Here is a 15,488-nt window from a genome sequence, read left to right as displayed (position 1 = left end):
TCATGGAACAATGCTGGCGCTGGTACGGTCCGGACGATCCGGTCACGCTCGATCATGTCAAACAGGCCGGAGCCACAGGTGTCGTTTCGGCACTGCACAACATCTATGACGGCAGCGCCTGGCCGCTCGCCGACATACTCGAGCGCAAGCGCGTCATCGAGGCCGCCGGGCTGAACTGGTCGGTGGTGGAGAGCATCCCCGTCCACAACTCGATCAAGACCGGCTCGGCGGAAAGGGAGCGCTATGTCGGCTGGTACAAGGACACGATCCGGGCGCTGGCAAAGGCCGGCATCGCCACCATCTGCTACAATTTCATGCCGGTGGTGGACTGGACCCGGACCGATCTCGCCTACCGGCTGCCGACCACCGGCTATGCCCTGCGCTTCGATGCGATCGACTTTGCCGCCTATGATCTGTTCGTGCTGAAGCGGAGGAATGCCGAGGCCGACTACAGCCCGGCGCGTCTCAAGGAGGCGGAAGCGCGGCTGAAGACGTTAAGCGACGAGCGCATCGACAAGATAGAGCGCAACCTCATTGCCGGGCTTCCGGCCACCGAACGCAAGTACGATCGGGATGGCATGCGCGCGGCCCTGGCTGACTACGAGGCGATCGGTCCGGCCGAGCTGCGCGCCAACCTTGCCTGGTTCCTGAAGCAAATCATTCCCGTTGCCGAGGACGTCGGCGCGCGCATGTGCATCCATCCAGACGATCCGCCCTTCTCGCTCTACGGATTGCCGCGGGTCGTCTCGACCGCCGATGACGCGCGCTTCATCCTGGAAACGGTCGACAGTCCGGCCAACGGCCTGACCTTCTGCACGGGCTCCTACGGTGTGCGCGCCGACAATGACCTTGTCGCGATGATCAGGAAATTCGCCCCAAGAATCCATTTCGCGCATCTGCGCAACGTGACGCGCGAGGAGGATGGCTCCTTCTTCGAGGCGGAGCATCTGGAGGGGTCCACCGACATGGCTGAAGTCATCCTGGCGCTGATGAAGGAGGAGACGCGCCGTCGTGCGGAGGGCAGGGCCGACTGGCGCATACCCATGCGTCCGGACCATGGCCACCTGCTCGCCGACGATATCGGCAAGACCAGGATCAACCCCGGCTATTCGCTGATCGGCCGGCTGAAAGGTCTGGCCGAACTGCGCGGCATCATGCGGGCGGTGGAGCGGTTCGGGCTCGCCTGAGGCTCGGTTCAACTCCTGGCTGCCGTCTCCGCCTTCAACCAATCGGCGAAGACGATCATCGCTTGCGAGTTCTGGCGCCTGCGCCGCGCCGACAGCCAGTAGCGGCCGACATCGACCGTGCAATCGAAGGGCTGGACCAGCTGGCCGGAACCGAGTTCGCGGCTGAACATCGAGACCGGCAGCAGCGCCACGCCGGCGCCCTGGACGGCGGCATTGGCCATGGTGACCGACGAATCGAAGACAATGCCCTTGATCGGCGGGCAATGGCGCCCCGCCGCCTCGAACCAGCGCAGCCATTCGTCTTCCCTGTACGAGCACAGCAGCGTTTCACCCGCGAGATCCGAGGGGTCGCGCAGACGCGCGGCGATGTCGGGCGCACAGGCCGGCGAGAAGGAGCCAGGCAGCAGCGGGGTGTTCTCGGTCCCCGGCCAGGAGCCGTCGCCAAAGCGGAGGGCAAAGTCGAGGCCGTCGGCCGCGAGATTGACCCGGTTGTTGTTGGTCGAGATGCGCAGCTCGATGTCCGGATAGGCCTTGTGGAACAGCGGCAACCGGGGGATCAGCCAGCCGGAAGCGAAGGTGCCGACGACGCCGATGGTGACGATGTCGTTGAAGCGGCCGCCCTCGAAGCGGTCGAGCGTGACGCTGATCCTGTTGAAGGCGTCACTCAGCACCGGCAGCAGGGCCTCGCCCTCCTCGCTCAAGGCGAGACCATGCGGCAATCGGCGAAAAAGCCGGACGCCGAGGACCTCTTCCAGCCCTTTGACCTGATGGCTGACGGCGGCTTGCGTAACGCGCAGTTCAAGGCCGGCGCCGGTGAAGCTGAGATGGCGTGCAGAGGCTTCGAAAGCCCGCAGACCGTTCAGCGGAAGATGCGACCGTTTCATGGAAATCGAGCCCTAGTTTTTCTTATGACGGAGGCGATGTTTACTCGTTTGTGATCGCGCTGGATCTGGTCCAGTTCTGCGGCGCGGGCAAAAGAGAGTGTGGACATGACAAACAGACGCAATTTCATCGGCGGTCTCGCTGTGGTCTTGGCGGCGCCGGTCAGCCTTGGCGCGATTGCGAGGGCAGCGACGAGCCCGACAAAATTTGATGGGCTGACGCCGAAAATAAGGCGGATCGAGACGGAAAGCGGTGGACGGCTCGGCGTCACATGCCGGATTTCGGGAACAGGCGAGCAGTTCGGTTACCGCGAGAAGGAGCTGTTTCCCATGTGCAGCACCTTCAAGATGCTGGCGGCCTCGCTTGTCTTGCACCGTGTCGATGGCGGCATCGAGCAGCTGGACCGCCGCGTCAAGGTCCCGCGCACTGCCGTGGTCGCGAATTCGCCGGTGACGAAGAACCATGCCGGCGGCGAGATGACGGTGGCGGAGATCTGCGAAGCCGCGGTCACGGTCAGTGACAATGGTGCCGGCAATCTGATGCTGGAGTCCTTTGGCGGACCGGCTGCGCTGACGGCCTATCTGCGTTCCCTAGGCGACAAGGTGACCAGATTGGACCGGATCGAGCCGGATCTGAACGAATCGCTGCCGGGCGACGAGCGCGACACGACCTCTCCCGCCGCCATGGCCGAGACGGTCGAGCGACTTACCCTCGCCGACAGCCTCTCGCAGAAAAGCCGGGCGCAGCTTGTCGAATGGCTGGTGGCCAACAAGACCGGCGGCGAGCGCATAAGGGCTGGGTTGCCTCAGGGATGGAAGTGCGGAGACAAGACCGGCACGGGCGACCGTGGCAGCACCAATGATGCAGCCGTCATCTGGCCGGCGTCCGGCAATCCGATTGTGATGTCGGTCTACCTGACAGGCACGAAAGAGGTGCTGGCAAAGCGCAACGCAGCGATCGCTTCCGTCTCACGCGCGTTGGTCGAAGCGATCAAGGCCTAAGGCTTTGGCGAGCGGCGCGACCGCGCCGCTCCTCGGAGCGAATTAAACGTGCTTGCGGCCGCCGGTTTCGCGAAACCAGCTGTCGGGGTAGGGATACCACCATTCCTGGATCGCCGGTCTGTGGTCGATGATGACCATTTTCGAGCGTCGGAACGCGTCGAGCCCCTGGCGGCCGAGTTCGCGGCCGAGGCCTGATGCCTTCCAGCCGCCGAAGGGCAGGGCGTCATTGTCGATCAGTGGGTTGTTGACCCAGACCATGCCGGCCTCGAGGCGTTCGGCCGCCTCATGCGCTTCGGCGAGATCCGTGGTGAAGACGGAGGCGCCGAGCCCGAACGGGCTGTCATTGGCAAGTCGGATCGCCTCGTCGAAATCCCTGACACGGCAGATGGCGGCGACCGGCCCGAAGCACTCTTCGCGCACGATCGCCATGTCAGGGGTCACGCCAGTCAGGATGGTCGGTTCGTAGAACCAGCCGGTGGCGTGTGCCGGCGGGATGCGCCCACCGGTGACCGTAACGGCGCCATCGCGCACCGCGTCGTCGACCAGCCGCATCACCTTGGCTCGCGCCGCCTCGCTGACCAGCGGGCCGATCTCGGTCTTGTCCATGCCGTTGCCGATGCGCAGCGCGCGTGTCCTCGCCGCGAACAGTTCGACGAAGGGATCATGCACCGAATCAACCACGAAGAAGCGCTCGGCCGAGGTGCAAACCTGGCCGGTGAGGTGGAAGGCGGCGGTGACGCTGCCAGCGGCAGCGACGTCGAGCGGGGCGTGTTGGCTGATGATCAGCGGATCGCTGCCGCCAGCCTCGATGACGCAAGGCTTCATCCGTTCGGCGCAGGCCACCGCCACCGCCTTGCCGGCGGCGACAGAGCCGGTGAAGGCAACCGCATGGGTGCGATCGGAGGTGATCAGTGCCTGTGCCGTCGCCGCGCCGCCGGGGAGGCAGGAGACCAGCCCTTCCGGCAGCGAGCGGAACACGCTCATGTAGTCGAGCGTCGACAGCGTCGTCGCCTCCGCCGGCTTGATGATGCAGGCATTGCCGGCGGCAAGCGAGGCCGCGACGGTCCAGCACATCAACAGGATCGGAAAATTGTAGGGCATGATGTGGACGGAGACGCCATAGGGCTCGTAGCGCGCATACTGGAACGAACCGGCCTGCGTCGTGCCGGCGACCTTGCCGGCATCGTCACGCGCCATTTCGGCATAGTAGCGGAAGATCGGCGCGCAATTGGCGATCTCGCCGATAGCTTCCGGGTAGGGCTTGCCCATCTCGCGCACCATCAGTTCGGCGCAACGTGTGAAGTCCGCTGCCTCGATCGCGTTGGCGACGGCATGGAGCTGTTTTGCCCGGCTCTTGGCGTCGAGCTTTTTCCAGGCGACCTGTGCCTTGATCGCCGCGGTGAGCACGGCGTCGATCTCACCGTCGCTGGCCGATGCGATCGCGCCGACGGTTTCCAGCGTCGCCGGATCGACCACCAGTTTGTTTGCGCAGGCCATCGGCCGGTAGTCCGGATTGACGAAGAAGGTCGGCCGGTCAGGGGAGAAGTGCATGGATATCCTCTCAGATCCGATCAGCGGATCATGTAGACCTTCTTGATGGTCTCATGGACGGTGCAGACGCCCTTCCAGTCCTGCGGGAAGAACGCCGCCGTGTCCGGCTCGATCTCGATCACTTCGCCGGATTCATGCACATAGGTGCAGCGGCCTTCGAGGAAGTGGCAGAATTCGTCGCGGGTGACATGGCAGTGCCACTTGCCCGGCGTGCAGACCCACAGGCCGCATTCGGAACGGCCTTCCGAGCCTTTGTGCAGCAGTTTGCCCGAGGTGTGGGACTGGCCCTCGATCATGGTGGGGATGACGCCCCAGTCGACGAGGTCGGTGATGGCGAGCGGCGATTGCATGATCGGCGTGGTCATATGGATTTCCTTGGAAAAGTGCTCACCGGCACATGAAGGCCTTGGTCAGCGTTTCGGTGATTATGGAGGTGCCGGTCCAGCCGGCGGGGAAGAAGACGAGCGTGCCGGCCTCGACCGGGATCTGCTCGCCATTGTCGTGGACATAGCTGCCGCGTCCCGACAGGAAATGGCAGAACTCGTCGGCTTGGAAGGTGACCTTGCGCGTGCCCGGCGTGCACGACCACAGGCCGCATTCGCTCGATCCGTCGGGATGCTGGAACAGGATCTTGCCCGAGGCGCGCGGTGAGCCAGCGAGCGTGTTGCTGCCCGCGCCCCAATCCTCCAGTTCCATGGCCGAGGCTTTCGGCCAGTGTGGTGTCGACATGTCGTGTAGCTCCGTTGGTGTGGTCCTGCTTGAGCATGATCTTGTCCGAAAACCGGTTCCCACTTTTCGGGATCATGCTCTCAGGCCAGCATGTAGACGTTGCGCATGCTCTCATGCACCGTGCATTCGCCCGTCCAGCCGGCGGGGAACATGACCACGGTTCCGGTGGAAACTTCTATCACCTCGCCGACATCCGACCGGTAGGTCGCCCGGCCGGCAACGAAATGACACAGTTCATCGCGCGGGATCGAGAGCCGCCAGCGGCCGGGCGTGCACACCCAGATACCCGATTCCGGCTGGTTGTTCGGTCCCTTGTGCACGAGTTTGCCGGTGGAATGCGAAGCGCCTTCCAGTGCATCCGGCTGGACGCCCCAGTCGACGAGGTCAGTGCGGGTGGAGGCCTGGTGGAGATGCGGGGCGGAAGAGGTCATGCTGAGGCTCTGATGGTGTGACGGTTGATAAGGCTTCGCTCTACGGCGCCCCCCTCTGTTTTGCCGGACATCTCCCCCACTTGGGGGGAGATTGGCAGTTTCGGCTTCGGCGCCCATTCTTCTGCGTTGAAAATTGGCGAAGGCGGTCGCGACATCCGATCTCCCCCCCAAGTGGGGGAGATGTCCGGCAGGACAGAGGGGCGCGCGAAGGAATGCCATGCCTACCAACTCGATCACAGCAGCGTCTCCAGCAAACCCGCCGCCTTCTCCGGGCCGTTCTGCGCGCGCATCTGTGCCGATGTCTTCGCCAGCTTGGCCTTCATCTTCGGGTCCGTCAGGCAGGCTTCGATCCTGGCCACCAGCTCGGCATCGCTCCAGTCGTAGCGCGGCATGCCGAAGCCGTGGCCGGTTTCCTCGACGCGGGTGGCGTTGTCGTGGCCATCCCAGACATAGGGCATGATGATGGCCGGCTTGCCGAAATAGAGGCACTCGGTGAACGAGTTGTTGCCGCCATGGTGGATGACGGCATCGACCTGCGGGATGACCGAAGGCTGCGGAAACCAGCTGTCGACGATGACGTTGCCGGGCACGTCGGTGTATTGGTCCTTGTAGCCGCCGACATTGACCAGCGCCCGATAGCGCGTCTTGCCCAGCGTCGCGACGATGCGCTTCAGCAGGTCGACATCGCCGGCACCCAGGCTGCCGAAGGAGACGTAGAGCAGTGGCCCGTCATTATTCCCAGCGAAGGTCGGCACCGTGTAGGGCTTCTCCTGCCGCACGCAGCCTTCCAGATACTGGAATTTTGCGGGATCGAGCGCCTGGCGGCGCTTGAATTTCGCTGCTTCCGGATAGAGCAGCAAATTGAGATGGGGCGAGGCCTCGAAGAACTGACCGACCGGATAGGCCGCCTCGTTGTTGGCCGTAAGGAAGCCGTTGAAGTCGTCATGGATCGGTTTGATCACCGCGTTGAAATGGTCGCGGTAGCGCTGGTGTCCGGCATGGTCGCTCTCGCCGCAGCCCGAGAGGTGCGGCGGGATGTCCTCGTCCTCGATCTCGTTTTCCGAGCAGGAGATGACGCGCACCCAGGGCTTGCCATACTGCTTGATCGCCGGGAACAGGATGACGTTGTCGACGCAGATGACGTCCGGCTTGATGGCAGCCAGAACGCGCGGCAGATCCTTCTGCGCCCATTTGGCGCTGTCGACGATCGCGGTCCAGCAATCCCTGACGTAATTGTCGACCTGGTCGTAGGGCGACTTGCGAAAATTCGGGATGTGGCCGTTGATGAAGTCCTCCCAGAACTTGGCCATCTGCTCGGGCGGCATAGGCTCGGACAGGTTCACCGGATGGGCCTCGAAACCGTAACCCCTGTAGACCTCGACAAAGCCGGGATCGGACAGGAACACGGCCTTGTGGCCGCGCGCCTCGACCGCCTGGGCGATGCCGACGGAATTGAGCGCCGGGCCGTAGGCCGCTTCCGGAAAAAACGCGATCGTCTTCTGCGCCATCTAGCTTCTCCTTCCAATCAATCTGCGAAAATACGGGTGTCGGCGGCGTCCCAACCGAGCTCGACGGCATCGCCAGCGGCGACCGGCCGGCGGTCGGCGGCATCGGCGGTGACGCGCACCAGGAACGGTTTTGGCGACAGAGCGGTGCGGACATGCAGTTGCAGGTCAAGCCCCTGATAGGCCAGTGCCTCGACCGTGCCTGTGGTGCGGTTGGCAGTCTCAGCCGAAGGGAACAGCCGGATGCGCTCGGGCCGCACCGACGCGACGGCGGGCGCTCCGGCTGACAGCGCGGCGGGAACCTTGCCGGCGATCCGAGTGCCATTTGCGGCCAACACGCCATCGGCGGCGGCTTTGCCCGGCACGAAATTCATCACGCCGATGAAGTCGGCGACGAAGCGGTCGGCGGGATGTTCGTAGACCGCGTGCGGCGTGTCGCATTGCAAGAGCTTGCCGTCTTTCAGCACCGCCATGCGGTCGGCCATGACCAGCGATTCTTCCTGGTCGTGGGTGACGATGACGAAGGTGATGCCGACCTCGTGCTGCAGGCGCTTCAGCTCCAGCTGCATGGCGCCGCGCAGCTTCTTGTCGAGCGCGCCGAGCGGCTCGTCGAGCAGCAGCAGCCGTGGCCGCTTGACCAATGCCCGGGCCAGCGCGACACGCTGCTTCTGGCCGCCCGACAATTGCTCCGGCTTGCGGTGCGCGAAGTTGACGAGTTCAGTCGTTGCCAGGATCGCATCGACGCGCGAGCGGATTTCCTTAGTCGGCAAACTCTCCATCTCAAGGCCGTAGGACACATTGGCCCTGACGCTCATATGCGGGAACAGCGCGTAGGACTGGAACATCAGATTGACCGGCCGCTTGTTGGGTGGGGTCCGGGCGATGTCTCGGCCATCGAGCAGGATGCGGCCGGCATTCGGAGTCTCGAAGCCCGCGAGCATGCGCAAGAGCGTGGTCTTGCCGCATCCCGAAGGGCCGAGCAAAGCGAAGAACTCATTCTCGCGGATATCGAGCGAGATGCCGTCGACGGCGGTGACCCGGCCGAAATTCTTCGACACCTTGTCGATGGCCAGCAGCGTGCGTGGTTCGCTCATTGGCCGATGATCCCTCGATTGAGCCGCTGCGACAGGGTTAGCGCGGTGATGGAGACCGCCATGACGATGGTCGCCAGGGCATTGATCTCCGGCGTGATGCCGAAGCGGATCATCGAGTAGATCTGCATCGGCAGCGTGGTCGAGGCGCGGCCGGCGCCGGATGTGAAGAAGGCGATGATGAATTCGTCGACCGACAGCGTGAAGGCAAGCAGCGCGCCGGCGATGACCGCCGGCAGGATGACTGGCAAGGTCACGCGCCGGAAGGTGGTGACGGCGGAAGCGCCGAGATCGGCGGATGCCTCGACGATCGACCAGTCGAAACTCTTCAGCCGAGCGCGCACCACCGAACAGACGAAGGCAAGGTTGAAGACGACATGGGCGAGGATGATGGTGTGCAGGCCCATGGTCAGGTTGAGCATGGAGAAGAACGACAGCAGGGCGATCGCCAGCACGATGTCGGGAATGATCATCGGCGCGAAGATCAGCGCCTCGATCCCCCTGCCATACTGCCGGCGCATCTCGACGCCGATCGCCAGCAGCGTGCCGAGCAGGGTGGCGATGGCTGTCGAAACAACAGCCACGATCAGCGTGTTGAGCGCGGCGGAAAGGATGGCGGAATTGTGGGCCAGCGAGACATACCATTTCAGCGAAAAGCCGGACCATGCCGTCGGCAATCCGCCTTCATTGAAGGACAGCGCCACCAGAACGGCGATGGGGATGTAGAGGAAGGCGAAGACGAGGGTGAGGATCGTTCGCATGCCGAGGGTGCGGGCAAGAGGCTGGTTCATCGCTGCGCTCCGGTGAGTGAAGGGCAAACCGGCGACCAGCGTCCTTCTCCCCGTTCACGGGGAGAAGATGCCGGCAGGCAGATGAGGGGCAGCGCTAAGCGTCGCAAAGGTTGGCGCCGCCCCTCATCCGCCCCTTCGGGGCACCTTCTCCCCGTAAACGGGGAGAAGGAAGAAAGCTTACGCTCAGCCATTGGCGCCTCCTGCCGCCCGCCCCGAGGCGCGATTGGCAGCCATCGCCTGTGCCATCAGCACCAAAAGCATGATGGCGATCAGCGCCATGGCCAGTGCCGCGCCGAACGGCCAGTCATTGGCGGTCAGGAACTGGTCGTAGACGAGGTTGCCGATCATCTGGAAGCGGCCGCCGCCGAGCAGGGCGGGCGTGACGAAATTGCCGATCGACAGCACGAAGACGAAAACGGCGCCGGCGGCGATGCCGGGTACGGTCAGCGGCAGGATGACACGGCGGAATGTGGTGATGGCCGAAGCGCCGAGGTCGCGCGAGGCCTCCGCCAATTCCGGGTTGAGGCGCGACAGCGGCGCGTAGCAGGCCAGGATGACGAAGGGCAGGTAGTTGTAGACGAGGCCGGCGATGACCGCGCCTTCGGTGTAGAGCATCGATGGCGGCTCGCCGGTGTAGCCGAACCAGCGCAAGAGCTGGGTGATCAGGCCCTCACGGTTGAGCAGCACGATCCAGGCATAGGTGCGGATCAAATAGTTGGACCAGAAAGGCAGCACGGCGAAGAACAGGAACACCGGCTGCCAGCGGCGCGGCGCGGCGGCGATGGCATAGGCGGCGGCATAGCCGATCACCACCGCGATCAGCGTGGCGGTGCCGGCGATGCGCGCCGATTTGAGGAAGATGCCGGCATAGAGCGGGTCGAAGACCAGCCCGAAATTCTCCAGCGTGAAGGTGTAGTCGATGCCGCCATAGATGCCGCGCCGGAAGAAGGCGAGCGCCAGCACCAGCGCGCATGGGATCACCATCAGCGCGGCCAACCAGACCAGCGCCGGGGCCATCAGCAGGGAAGAGCGGGAGGGGACGTATTTCACGAAGTACCGCCCTCTGGCCCGCCGGGCATCTCAACGAAATGGGGTCTCGGCAGTTGCCCCCTCACCCGGATTGCCAACCGAATTGCAAAGGGCAATTCGGGGCAATCCGACCTCTCCCCTAGGGGAGAGGAGGTGGGCAGCGCTGACGCCAGCCTCTTCTCCCCCACCGGGAGAAGGTGGCCGCGAAGCGGCCGGATGAGGGGGGTGAGGCGTGGTCCGCGTAGCGGACGGAAAGCCAATTGCTTGGCTTTCCGAACGACGAACGCCGCCCGGAACGACAGCGAAGGGCCGGGGCTTGGCAGGCCAGAGGGGGGCGCGACGGAACGCACGCTTGCTTCCAAGATGCTGTTGGAACTGTGCCTACTGCGCGGCCTTGATCTCGCTGACGATCTTCGAATAGTCGCGCTGGGCCTCGCCGACGTCGCGCAACTGCTCGAACTTGACAAGGTCCGCCACCGGCATTGCCATGTTGGGGAATTTGGCCAGGAAATCGGCGGGAAGGCTTTCCATCGCCGGCTTGTTCGGCACCTTGTAGTCGATGTTCTGCGCCGCCCAGGCATGGTTCTTGGCGTCGAGCATGAAGTTGATGAACTTGAAGGCGTCGTCCTTATGCTCGGATGCCTTCATCACCACCATCGTGTCGACCCAGAGGTCCGAACCTTCCTTGGGGATGACGTATTTGATCTCGGGCTTTTCGGCGATGCCGTAATTGCACCACCCGTCCCAGGCCTGCACCATCAGCGCCTCGCCGGAAACCAGCTTCGAATAGAAGGTGGTGTCGTCATAGGCGAGCAGGGTTTTCTTGGCGGATATCAGCAGGTCCTTGACCTCGGCGAGCTTGGCCGGATCGGTCTCGTTGACCGAAAAGCCCTTGTCGAGCTGGCCGGCGGCCAGTAGCCAGCGGTCGGTCGCCAGCATGGTGGTCTTGCCTTTCAACTCGTCGGAAGGCGCCAGCAGGTCGCTCCAGCTCGTCGGCGCCACCTTCACCAGGTCTGAGCGGTAGCAAAGGCCTGTCGTGCCCCAGGTGTAGGGCACGGAGAAGGTGTTGCCGACATCATGCGGCAGCTTGGTCGCTTCCGGATAGAGGTTGGCGAGATTGGGGATCTTGGCGTGGTCCATCGGCTCGGTCAGGCCAAGCTTGTTCAGCACCTCGGCGAAGGGCGAGGAGACGAAGACCACGTCATAGCCCTTGCCGCCGGCGGCGATGAGCTTGCCCATGATCTCTTCATTGGTGGCGTGCACGACCACTTCGCCGGACACGCCGGTCGCGGTCTTGAAGGCGGCCATGGCGTCGGGCGCCATGTAGCCGTCCCAGTTGGAAATGACGAGGTCGGCGGCCATCGCCGGCGCGGACAGCGTGAGCGCAAGCCCGAGAGCGATAGAAGACGTTCTCAGCGTACGGCGCGGCAGGCTGGTAGCGGTCATGACAGACTCCCATTCGGTTGATCGTCGAATTCTTGTTGGACCGGCGCGACATGTGCCGCAGCTCCGATCCTGTTCCCTCGGTCTTTTTATTGCCGATTGCGCAGACAGTACTATTGCAGAAAAAAGTACGTCAATCCATAATTTGAAAACTGGCCGAGGAATCTGGCCGATTGCGTCCGTGAGGCTGATCGGTCAACGATGAAGGTCACGCCGTTCACGAGACCAGTCATGCAAACCGCAGCCCGACGACCTCGCACCAACCATCTCGACCTGGCGCAGCGCATCCTGGATGTGGCGCGGCAGCGCGGCTTCGAGCCCGGCGCGCACCTCCCCGAGCAGCAGATCGCTTCGCTTTGCAATGTTTCGCGCACACCGGTGCGGGCGGCGCTCAGCCTGCTCGCGGAGCAGGGCGTCGTGCGCTGGGAGGCGGATACTGGATACCATCTTGCCATCGACCTAACCGCGCAGCCTTCTGTTGCCGCCGAACTGCCTGCTGCCGAGGAAGACGAACTTGCCGAAGCGATCCTGCGCGACCGGTCGGCGCGGCGGCTGGACCAGACGGTAACCGTCGCGGGATTGATGCGGCGGTACAGCGCTGAGCGAAAGACGGTACTAAAAGCGCTGAATAAACTGGCTGAAGAGAATCTGCTGGACCGTGCACCCGGTCAATCCTGGCTTTTTCGGCGGGCGCCCGATGATCCGGAGGCGCAGGGCGAAAGCTATGAGTTCCGGCTGCTGCTGGAACCCGCCGCCATCCTGGCGCCCGGCTTCCGGCTGGACGGCGCGCGGGCAGTGGCGTTGCGCCAGGGCATGGAGGCGCTGGCGGCGCTGCCGGACGCCGCGTTCGACACGCGCGAGTTCCAGCGGTTGGACATCGATTTTCACGGCATGATCGCCGACGGCTGTGCCAATCGTTTCCTCACCGACGCGCTGTCGGATCATCTAAGGTTGCGCCGGCTGCCGGGCATCTATGCCGGGGTCAATGTGTTCCGCCTGAAGCAATCTTTGCGCGAACACCTGAACATACTCGACCATCTCGAAAACCGGCAGTATGAGGTGGCTGCCGATCTGCTTCGTATCCACCTGCGGCTGTCCCGCAGCCAGCGACCGCAAGCGGCCAGCCGCGGCGCCCCCGCACTGTTCGGCATGATCAGCCGGCCCGATTGAAGAGGAAATAATTGACGCGTAAAGCCAGCCCGACCATCGCGCTGTTTCCCGAAGCAAGCTTCGGCGCGGCGTTGAATTGCGTCGGTATCGCGCAGGCGTTGCGCACCCAGGGCGCCCGGCCCGTCTTCATCTGCCATGCCGGTTTTTCCGGCGTCTTTGCCGACTATGGTTTCCAGGAATACCAGCTGCCGACCGACGAGCCGCTGAGCGACAGCGAGCGCCAGAGCTACTGGCAGGCCTTCGTGCGCCGGCACCTGCCGCATTTCAGGCTTAGCCCGATCGACCAGCTGGAAACCTATGTCGCGCCGACCTGGCAAGCGATCGTCGACACCGCCATCAATGCCGAGGCGCCGCTGCGCCAATTGCTGGCGCGGCTGAAGCCGGACGCGGTGGTGTTGGACAATGTCATCATGTTCCCGGCGATCGCCGCCGCAAGCTGCCCATGGGTGCGCGTCGTCTCCTGCGCCGAAACGGAACTGCCGGACATGCAAGTGCCGCCCTATCTGTCGGGGCTTGGCGCTGATGATCCGCAACGCGCGACGTTCGAGGCCCGCTATCTGGCGGCGTCGGCGCCGGCGCATGACCGCTTCAACCGTTTTCGGACGGATGCCGGCCTGGCGACGTTGCCGAAGGGCCTGTTCCTCGAAACATCGCCCGACCTCAATCTGCTGCTGACGCCGTCGATCGTGCGCCGCGAGCGCGCCGCGCCGCTCGACCCGGATCGCTTCGTCTATCTCGAAGGCTGCGTGCGCTCGGAAGGGCCGTTCGAAGTGCCGGTGTTTCCGCGCAACAAGGGGCCGCTGGTCTATATGAGCTTCGGCAGCCTCGGCGCCATGGATGTCGGGCTGATCAAGCGCATGCTTGCGGTCTTCGACAGGCTTCCGGCTCGCTTCATCGTCAATGCCGGCGGCCTGCGCGACGCCTATCGCGCGGTGCCCGACAATGTCTATCTCGACGCCTGGTTTCCGCAGCCGTCGGTGGTGGCGAAATCCGACCTGTTCATCCATCACGGCGGCAACAACAGTTTTTGCGAAGCGCTGCGCTTCGGCGTGCCGTCGCTGATCATGCCCTATTGCTGGGACGGGCACGACAACGCGCAACGTGCTGGAGAAACCGGCGTCGGCGACCATATCGGCCGGGACGCCTGGACCGAAGGAGTATTGGAGAGAGCCATTCTCGGCCTGCTGGCCGACGATGCCATGCGCGCCCGCCTCAGGGACAATGCAGCCCAGATGGCGCTGAAACCCGGAACGGATGTGGCCGCGCAGGCCATACTCTCTTTGATACGGACATGAACGAAATGCTCGATAAGCACATAAATACGTCTCTCTTCAACGGCACCGACCCCAAGGCCTGGCTGGCCCAGCACGGCATCAACGAGGTCGAGTGCCTGGTGCCGGACATGAACGGCGTGCTGCGTGGCAAGGCCTTGCCGACGGCAAAATTCCTCAAAGCGCTGGAAGACCGCGCGCTCTATCTGCCGAGCAGCGCCTTCCTGGTCAGCATCGACGGCCGCTATTCCGGCTCGATCGACGAGGGTTTCGCTTATTCGGACCCGGACATGCGCATGGTGCCTGATGTCTCGACACTCTGTCTGGCGCCCGCCGCTGTGGGCAAGGCCTATGTCTTCGCCGATGCGCTCCATATGGACGACCGGCCGTGGATGGCCTCGCCGCGCCATGTGCTGCGCGCCGTGCTCGATCTCTACCGTCAGCGTGGCTGGCGCGCGGTGGTGGCGCCTGAGCTCGAATTCTATCTCACCGCGCCCAATCCCGATCCGGACCAGCCGCTGACGGCTCCGATCGGCGCCAATGGTCGCGCCGAGGGGGTGCAGCATCCCTACGACATGGCCGCGCTCGAGGAGTTCGAGCCGGTGATCCGGCGTATCTACGACTATGCCGCTGCGGCCGGCCTGCCGCTCGACACGCTGATCCATGAGTCGGGCACGGCACAGCTTGAGATCAATCTGCTGCACGGCGATGCGCTGCCGCTTGCCGACCAGGTGCTGCTGTTCAAGCGATTTACGCGCCAGGCCGCGCAGCAATGCGGCATGCACGCCACCTTCATGGCCAAGCCGATCGCCGCACAGGCCGGCAGCTCGATGCACCTGCATATGTCGGTCATCGACGATGCCGGCAACACGCTGTTTGCCGGCGCTGACGATGCCGACACCGAGATGTTCGGCCATTTCATCGGCGGCCTGCAGAAATATGTGCCGGAAATCATGCCGCTGTTCGCGCCCAACGTGAATTCGTACCGCCGCATCCGGCCGAACCACAGCGCGCCGGCCAACATCGAATGGTCGCATGACAACCGCTCCTGCGGCCTGCGCGTGCCGGCCGGCGGTCGTGCGGCGCGGCGGGTGGAGAACCGTTTGCCGGGTGCCGATTCCAACCCCTATCTGGCGATCGCCGGCTCGCTGCTCGCCGGCTATCTCGGCGTCGAACAGAAGCTGGCGAGGTCGGCCGAGGCGTCGGGCAATGCCTACAAGATCAAGAGCACGCTGCCGAAGACCATGGAAGAGGCGCTCGATCGTTTCGAGGCTTGCGACCCGGTGCGAAAACTGCTCGGCGAGGACTTCTTCCAGACCTATCTGCGCGTCAAGAGCGTCGAACTCGACCTGTTCCAGGGCGTGGTGACGAGCTGGGAACGCGACCACCTGCTGCTGAAGGTGTGAT

General features: G+C 64.0%; 15 protein-coding genes. 5 read left to right on the top strand and 10 right to left on the bottom strand.

What is annotated here, in order from left to right:
• Positions 1-2: 2 nt before the first annotated feature.
• Positions 3-1,187: a mannonate dehydratase gene (gene uxuA, locus ABVQ20_RS36155; protein ID WP_354464606.1), complete on the top strand. Its 1,185-nt coding sequence runs from the start codon at positions 3-5 to the stop codon at positions 1,185-1,187.
• Positions 1,188-1,195: 8 nt separating this feature from the next.
• Here the strand turns inward: uxuA and ABVQ20_RS36150 are convergent, their stop codons facing one another.
• Positions 1,196-2,071 (bottom strand): LysR family transcriptional regulator, encoded by an 876-nt coding sequence (locus ABVQ20_RS36150; protein WP_354464605.1) that lies wholly within the window; start codon positions 2,069-2,071, stop codon positions 1,196-1,198.
• 105 nt (positions 2,072-2,176) lie between these two features.
• Between ABVQ20_RS36150 and bla the strand changes: the two genes are divergently transcribed.
• On the top strand, positions 2,177-3,070 hold the full coding sequence (bla, locus tag ABVQ20_RS36145; RefSeq protein ID WP_354464604.1) for a class A beta-lactamase: 894 nt from the start codon (positions 2,177-2,179) through the stop codon (positions 3,068-3,070).
• A gap of 42 nt (positions 3,071-3,112) precedes the next feature.
• Here the strand turns inward: bla and ABVQ20_RS36140 are convergent, their stop codons facing one another.
• The 9 genes from ABVQ20_RS36140 to ABVQ20_RS36100 form a co-directional block, all read right to left on the bottom strand.
• Positions 3,113-4,621, bottom strand: coding sequence for an aldehyde dehydrogenase family protein (locus ABVQ20_RS36140; RefSeq protein ID WP_354464603.1), 1,509 nt, complete (start codon positions 4,619-4,621; stop codon positions 3,113-3,115).
• A 20-nt stretch (positions 4,622-4,641) separates the two neighbouring features.
• The gene (locus tag ABVQ20_RS36135; RefSeq protein WP_354464602.1) at positions 4,642-4,986 is read right to left on the bottom strand and encodes a cupin domain-containing protein; all 345 of its coding nucleotides are present in this window, start codon (positions 4,984-4,986) and stop codon (positions 4,642-4,644) included.
• A 22-nt stretch (positions 4,987-5,008) separates the two neighbouring features.
• Entirely contained in the window at positions 5,009-5,350 is a 342-nt protein-coding gene (locus ABVQ20_RS36130; RefSeq protein WP_354464601.1) for a cupin domain-containing protein, read from the bottom strand.
• An 80-nt stretch (positions 5,351-5,430) separates the two neighbouring features.
• On the bottom strand, positions 5,431-5,781 hold the full coding sequence (locus tag ABVQ20_RS36125; RefSeq protein ID WP_354464600.1) for a cupin domain-containing protein: 351 nt from the start codon (positions 5,779-5,781) through the stop codon (positions 5,431-5,433).
• Between the two features lie 233 nt (positions 5,782-6,014).
• Complete coding sequence (locus ABVQ20_RS36120; RefSeq protein WP_354464599.1) at positions 6,015-7,289, bottom strand: glycosyltransferase; 1,275 nt, start codon at positions 7,287-7,289, stop codon at positions 6,015-6,017.
• A gap of 17 nt (positions 7,290-7,306) precedes the next feature.
• The gene (locus tag ABVQ20_RS36115) at positions 7,307-8,380 is read right to left on the bottom strand and encodes an ABC transporter ATP-binding protein (RefSeq protein ID WP_354464598.1); all 1,074 of its coding nucleotides are present in this window, start codon (positions 8,378-8,380) and stop codon (positions 7,307-7,309) included.
• Entirely contained in the window at positions 8,377-9,168 is a 792-nt protein-coding gene (locus ABVQ20_RS36110) for an ABC transporter permease (RefSeq protein ID WP_354464597.1), read from the bottom strand. Before ABVQ20_RS36110 ends, ABVQ20_RS36115 begins: the two co-directional genes overlap by 4 nt.
• Positions 9,169-9,351: 183 nt before the next feature.
• Positions 9,352-10,185: an ABC transporter permease gene (locus tag ABVQ20_RS36105; RefSeq protein WP_354464671.1), complete on the bottom strand. Its 834-nt coding sequence runs from the start codon at positions 10,183-10,185 to the stop codon at positions 9,352-9,354.
• Positions 10,186-10,578: 393 nt separating this feature from the next.
• Positions 10,579-11,643 carry a polyamine ABC transporter substrate-binding protein gene (locus tag ABVQ20_RS36100; RefSeq protein WP_354464596.1) on the bottom strand — a complete coding sequence of 355 codons (1,065 nt, stop codon included), beginning with the start codon at positions 11,641-11,643 and terminating at the stop codon, positions 10,579-10,581.
• Positions 11,644-11,871: 228 nt separating this feature from the next.
• Here ABVQ20_RS36100 and ABVQ20_RS36095 point away from each other — a divergent pair, with 228 nt between their 5' ends.
• From ABVQ20_RS36095 to ABVQ20_RS36085, 3 genes are read left to right on the top strand one after another with little or no spacing between them, the layout of a single operon-like run.
• The gene (locus ABVQ20_RS36095; protein ID WP_354464595.1) at positions 11,872-12,810 is read left to right on the top strand and encodes a GntR family transcriptional regulator; all 939 of its coding nucleotides are present in this window, start codon (positions 11,872-11,874) and stop codon (positions 12,808-12,810) included.
• A gap of 11 nt (positions 12,811-12,821) precedes the next feature.
• Positions 12,822-14,105, top strand: a complete 1,284-nt coding sequence (locus ABVQ20_RS36090) for a glycosyltransferase (RefSeq protein ID WP_354464594.1) — start codon at positions 12,822-12,824, stop codon at positions 14,103-14,105.
• Between the two features lie 5 nt (positions 14,106-14,110).
• Complete coding sequence (locus ABVQ20_RS36085; RefSeq protein ID WP_354464670.1) at positions 14,111-15,487, top strand: glutamine synthetase family protein; 1,377 nt, start codon at positions 14,111-14,113, stop codon at positions 15,485-15,487.
• The last annotated feature ends 1 nt before the right edge of the window (position 15,488 follow it).

This window comes from Mesorhizobium shangrilense, assembly GCF_040537815.1.
GTDB classification, from domain to species: domain Bacteria; phylum Pseudomonadota; class Alphaproteobacteria; order Rhizobiales; family Rhizobiaceae; genus Mesorhizobium; species Mesorhizobium shangrilense.
This window is presented reverse-complemented; position numbering and strand designations above follow the sequence as displayed.

Coding starts and splice junctions, on each gene's coding strand:
- uxuA (WP_354464606.1), top strand. CDS start 3: ATGGAACAATGCTGGCGCTGGTACGGTCCGGACGATCCGGTCACGCTC.
- ABVQ20_RS36150 (WP_354464605.1), bottom strand. CDS start 2,071: ATGAAACGGTCGCATCTTCCGCTGAACGGTCTGCGGGCTTTCGAAGCC.
- bla (WP_354464604.1), top strand. CDS start 2,177: ATGACAAACAGACGCAATTTCATCGGCGGTCTCGCTGTGGTCTTGGCG.
- ABVQ20_RS36140 (WP_354464603.1), bottom strand. CDS start 4,621: ATGCACTTCTCCCCTGACCGGCCGACCTTCTTCGTCAATCCGGACTAC.
- ABVQ20_RS36135 (WP_354464602.1), bottom strand. CDS start 4,986: ATGACCACGCCGATCATGCAATCGCCGCTCGCCATCACCGACCTCGTC.
- ABVQ20_RS36130 (WP_354464601.1), bottom strand. CDS start 5,350: ATGTCGACACCACACTGGCCGAAAGCCTCGGCCATGGAACTGGAGGAT.
- ABVQ20_RS36125 (WP_354464600.1), bottom strand. CDS start 5,781: ATGACCTCTTCCGCCCCGCATCTCCACCAGGCCTCCACCCGCACTGAC.
- ABVQ20_RS36120 (WP_354464599.1), bottom strand. CDS start 7,289: ATGGCGCAGAAGACGATCGCGTTTTTTCCGGAAGCGGCCTACGGCCCG.
- ABVQ20_RS36115 (WP_354464598.1), bottom strand. CDS start 8,380: ATGAGCGAACCACGCACGCTGCTGGCCATCGACAAGGTGTCGAAGAAT.
- ABVQ20_RS36110 (WP_354464597.1), bottom strand. CDS start 9,168: ATGAACCAGCCTCTTGCCCGCACCCTCGGCATGCGAACGATCCTCACC.
- ABVQ20_RS36105 (WP_354464671.1), bottom strand. CDS start 10,185: ATGGCCCCGGCGCTGGTCTGGTTGGCCGCGCTGATGGTGATCCCATGC.
- ABVQ20_RS36100 (WP_354464596.1), bottom strand. CDS start 11,643: ATGACCGCTACCAGCCTGCCGCGCCGTACGCTGAGAACGTCTTCTATC.
- ABVQ20_RS36095 (WP_354464595.1), top strand. CDS start 11,872: ATGCAAACCGCAGCCCGACGACCTCGCACCAACCATCTCGACCTGGCG.
- ABVQ20_RS36085 (WP_354464670.1), top strand. CDS start 14,111: ATGCTCGATAAGCACATAAATACGTCTCTCTTCAACGGCACCGACCCC.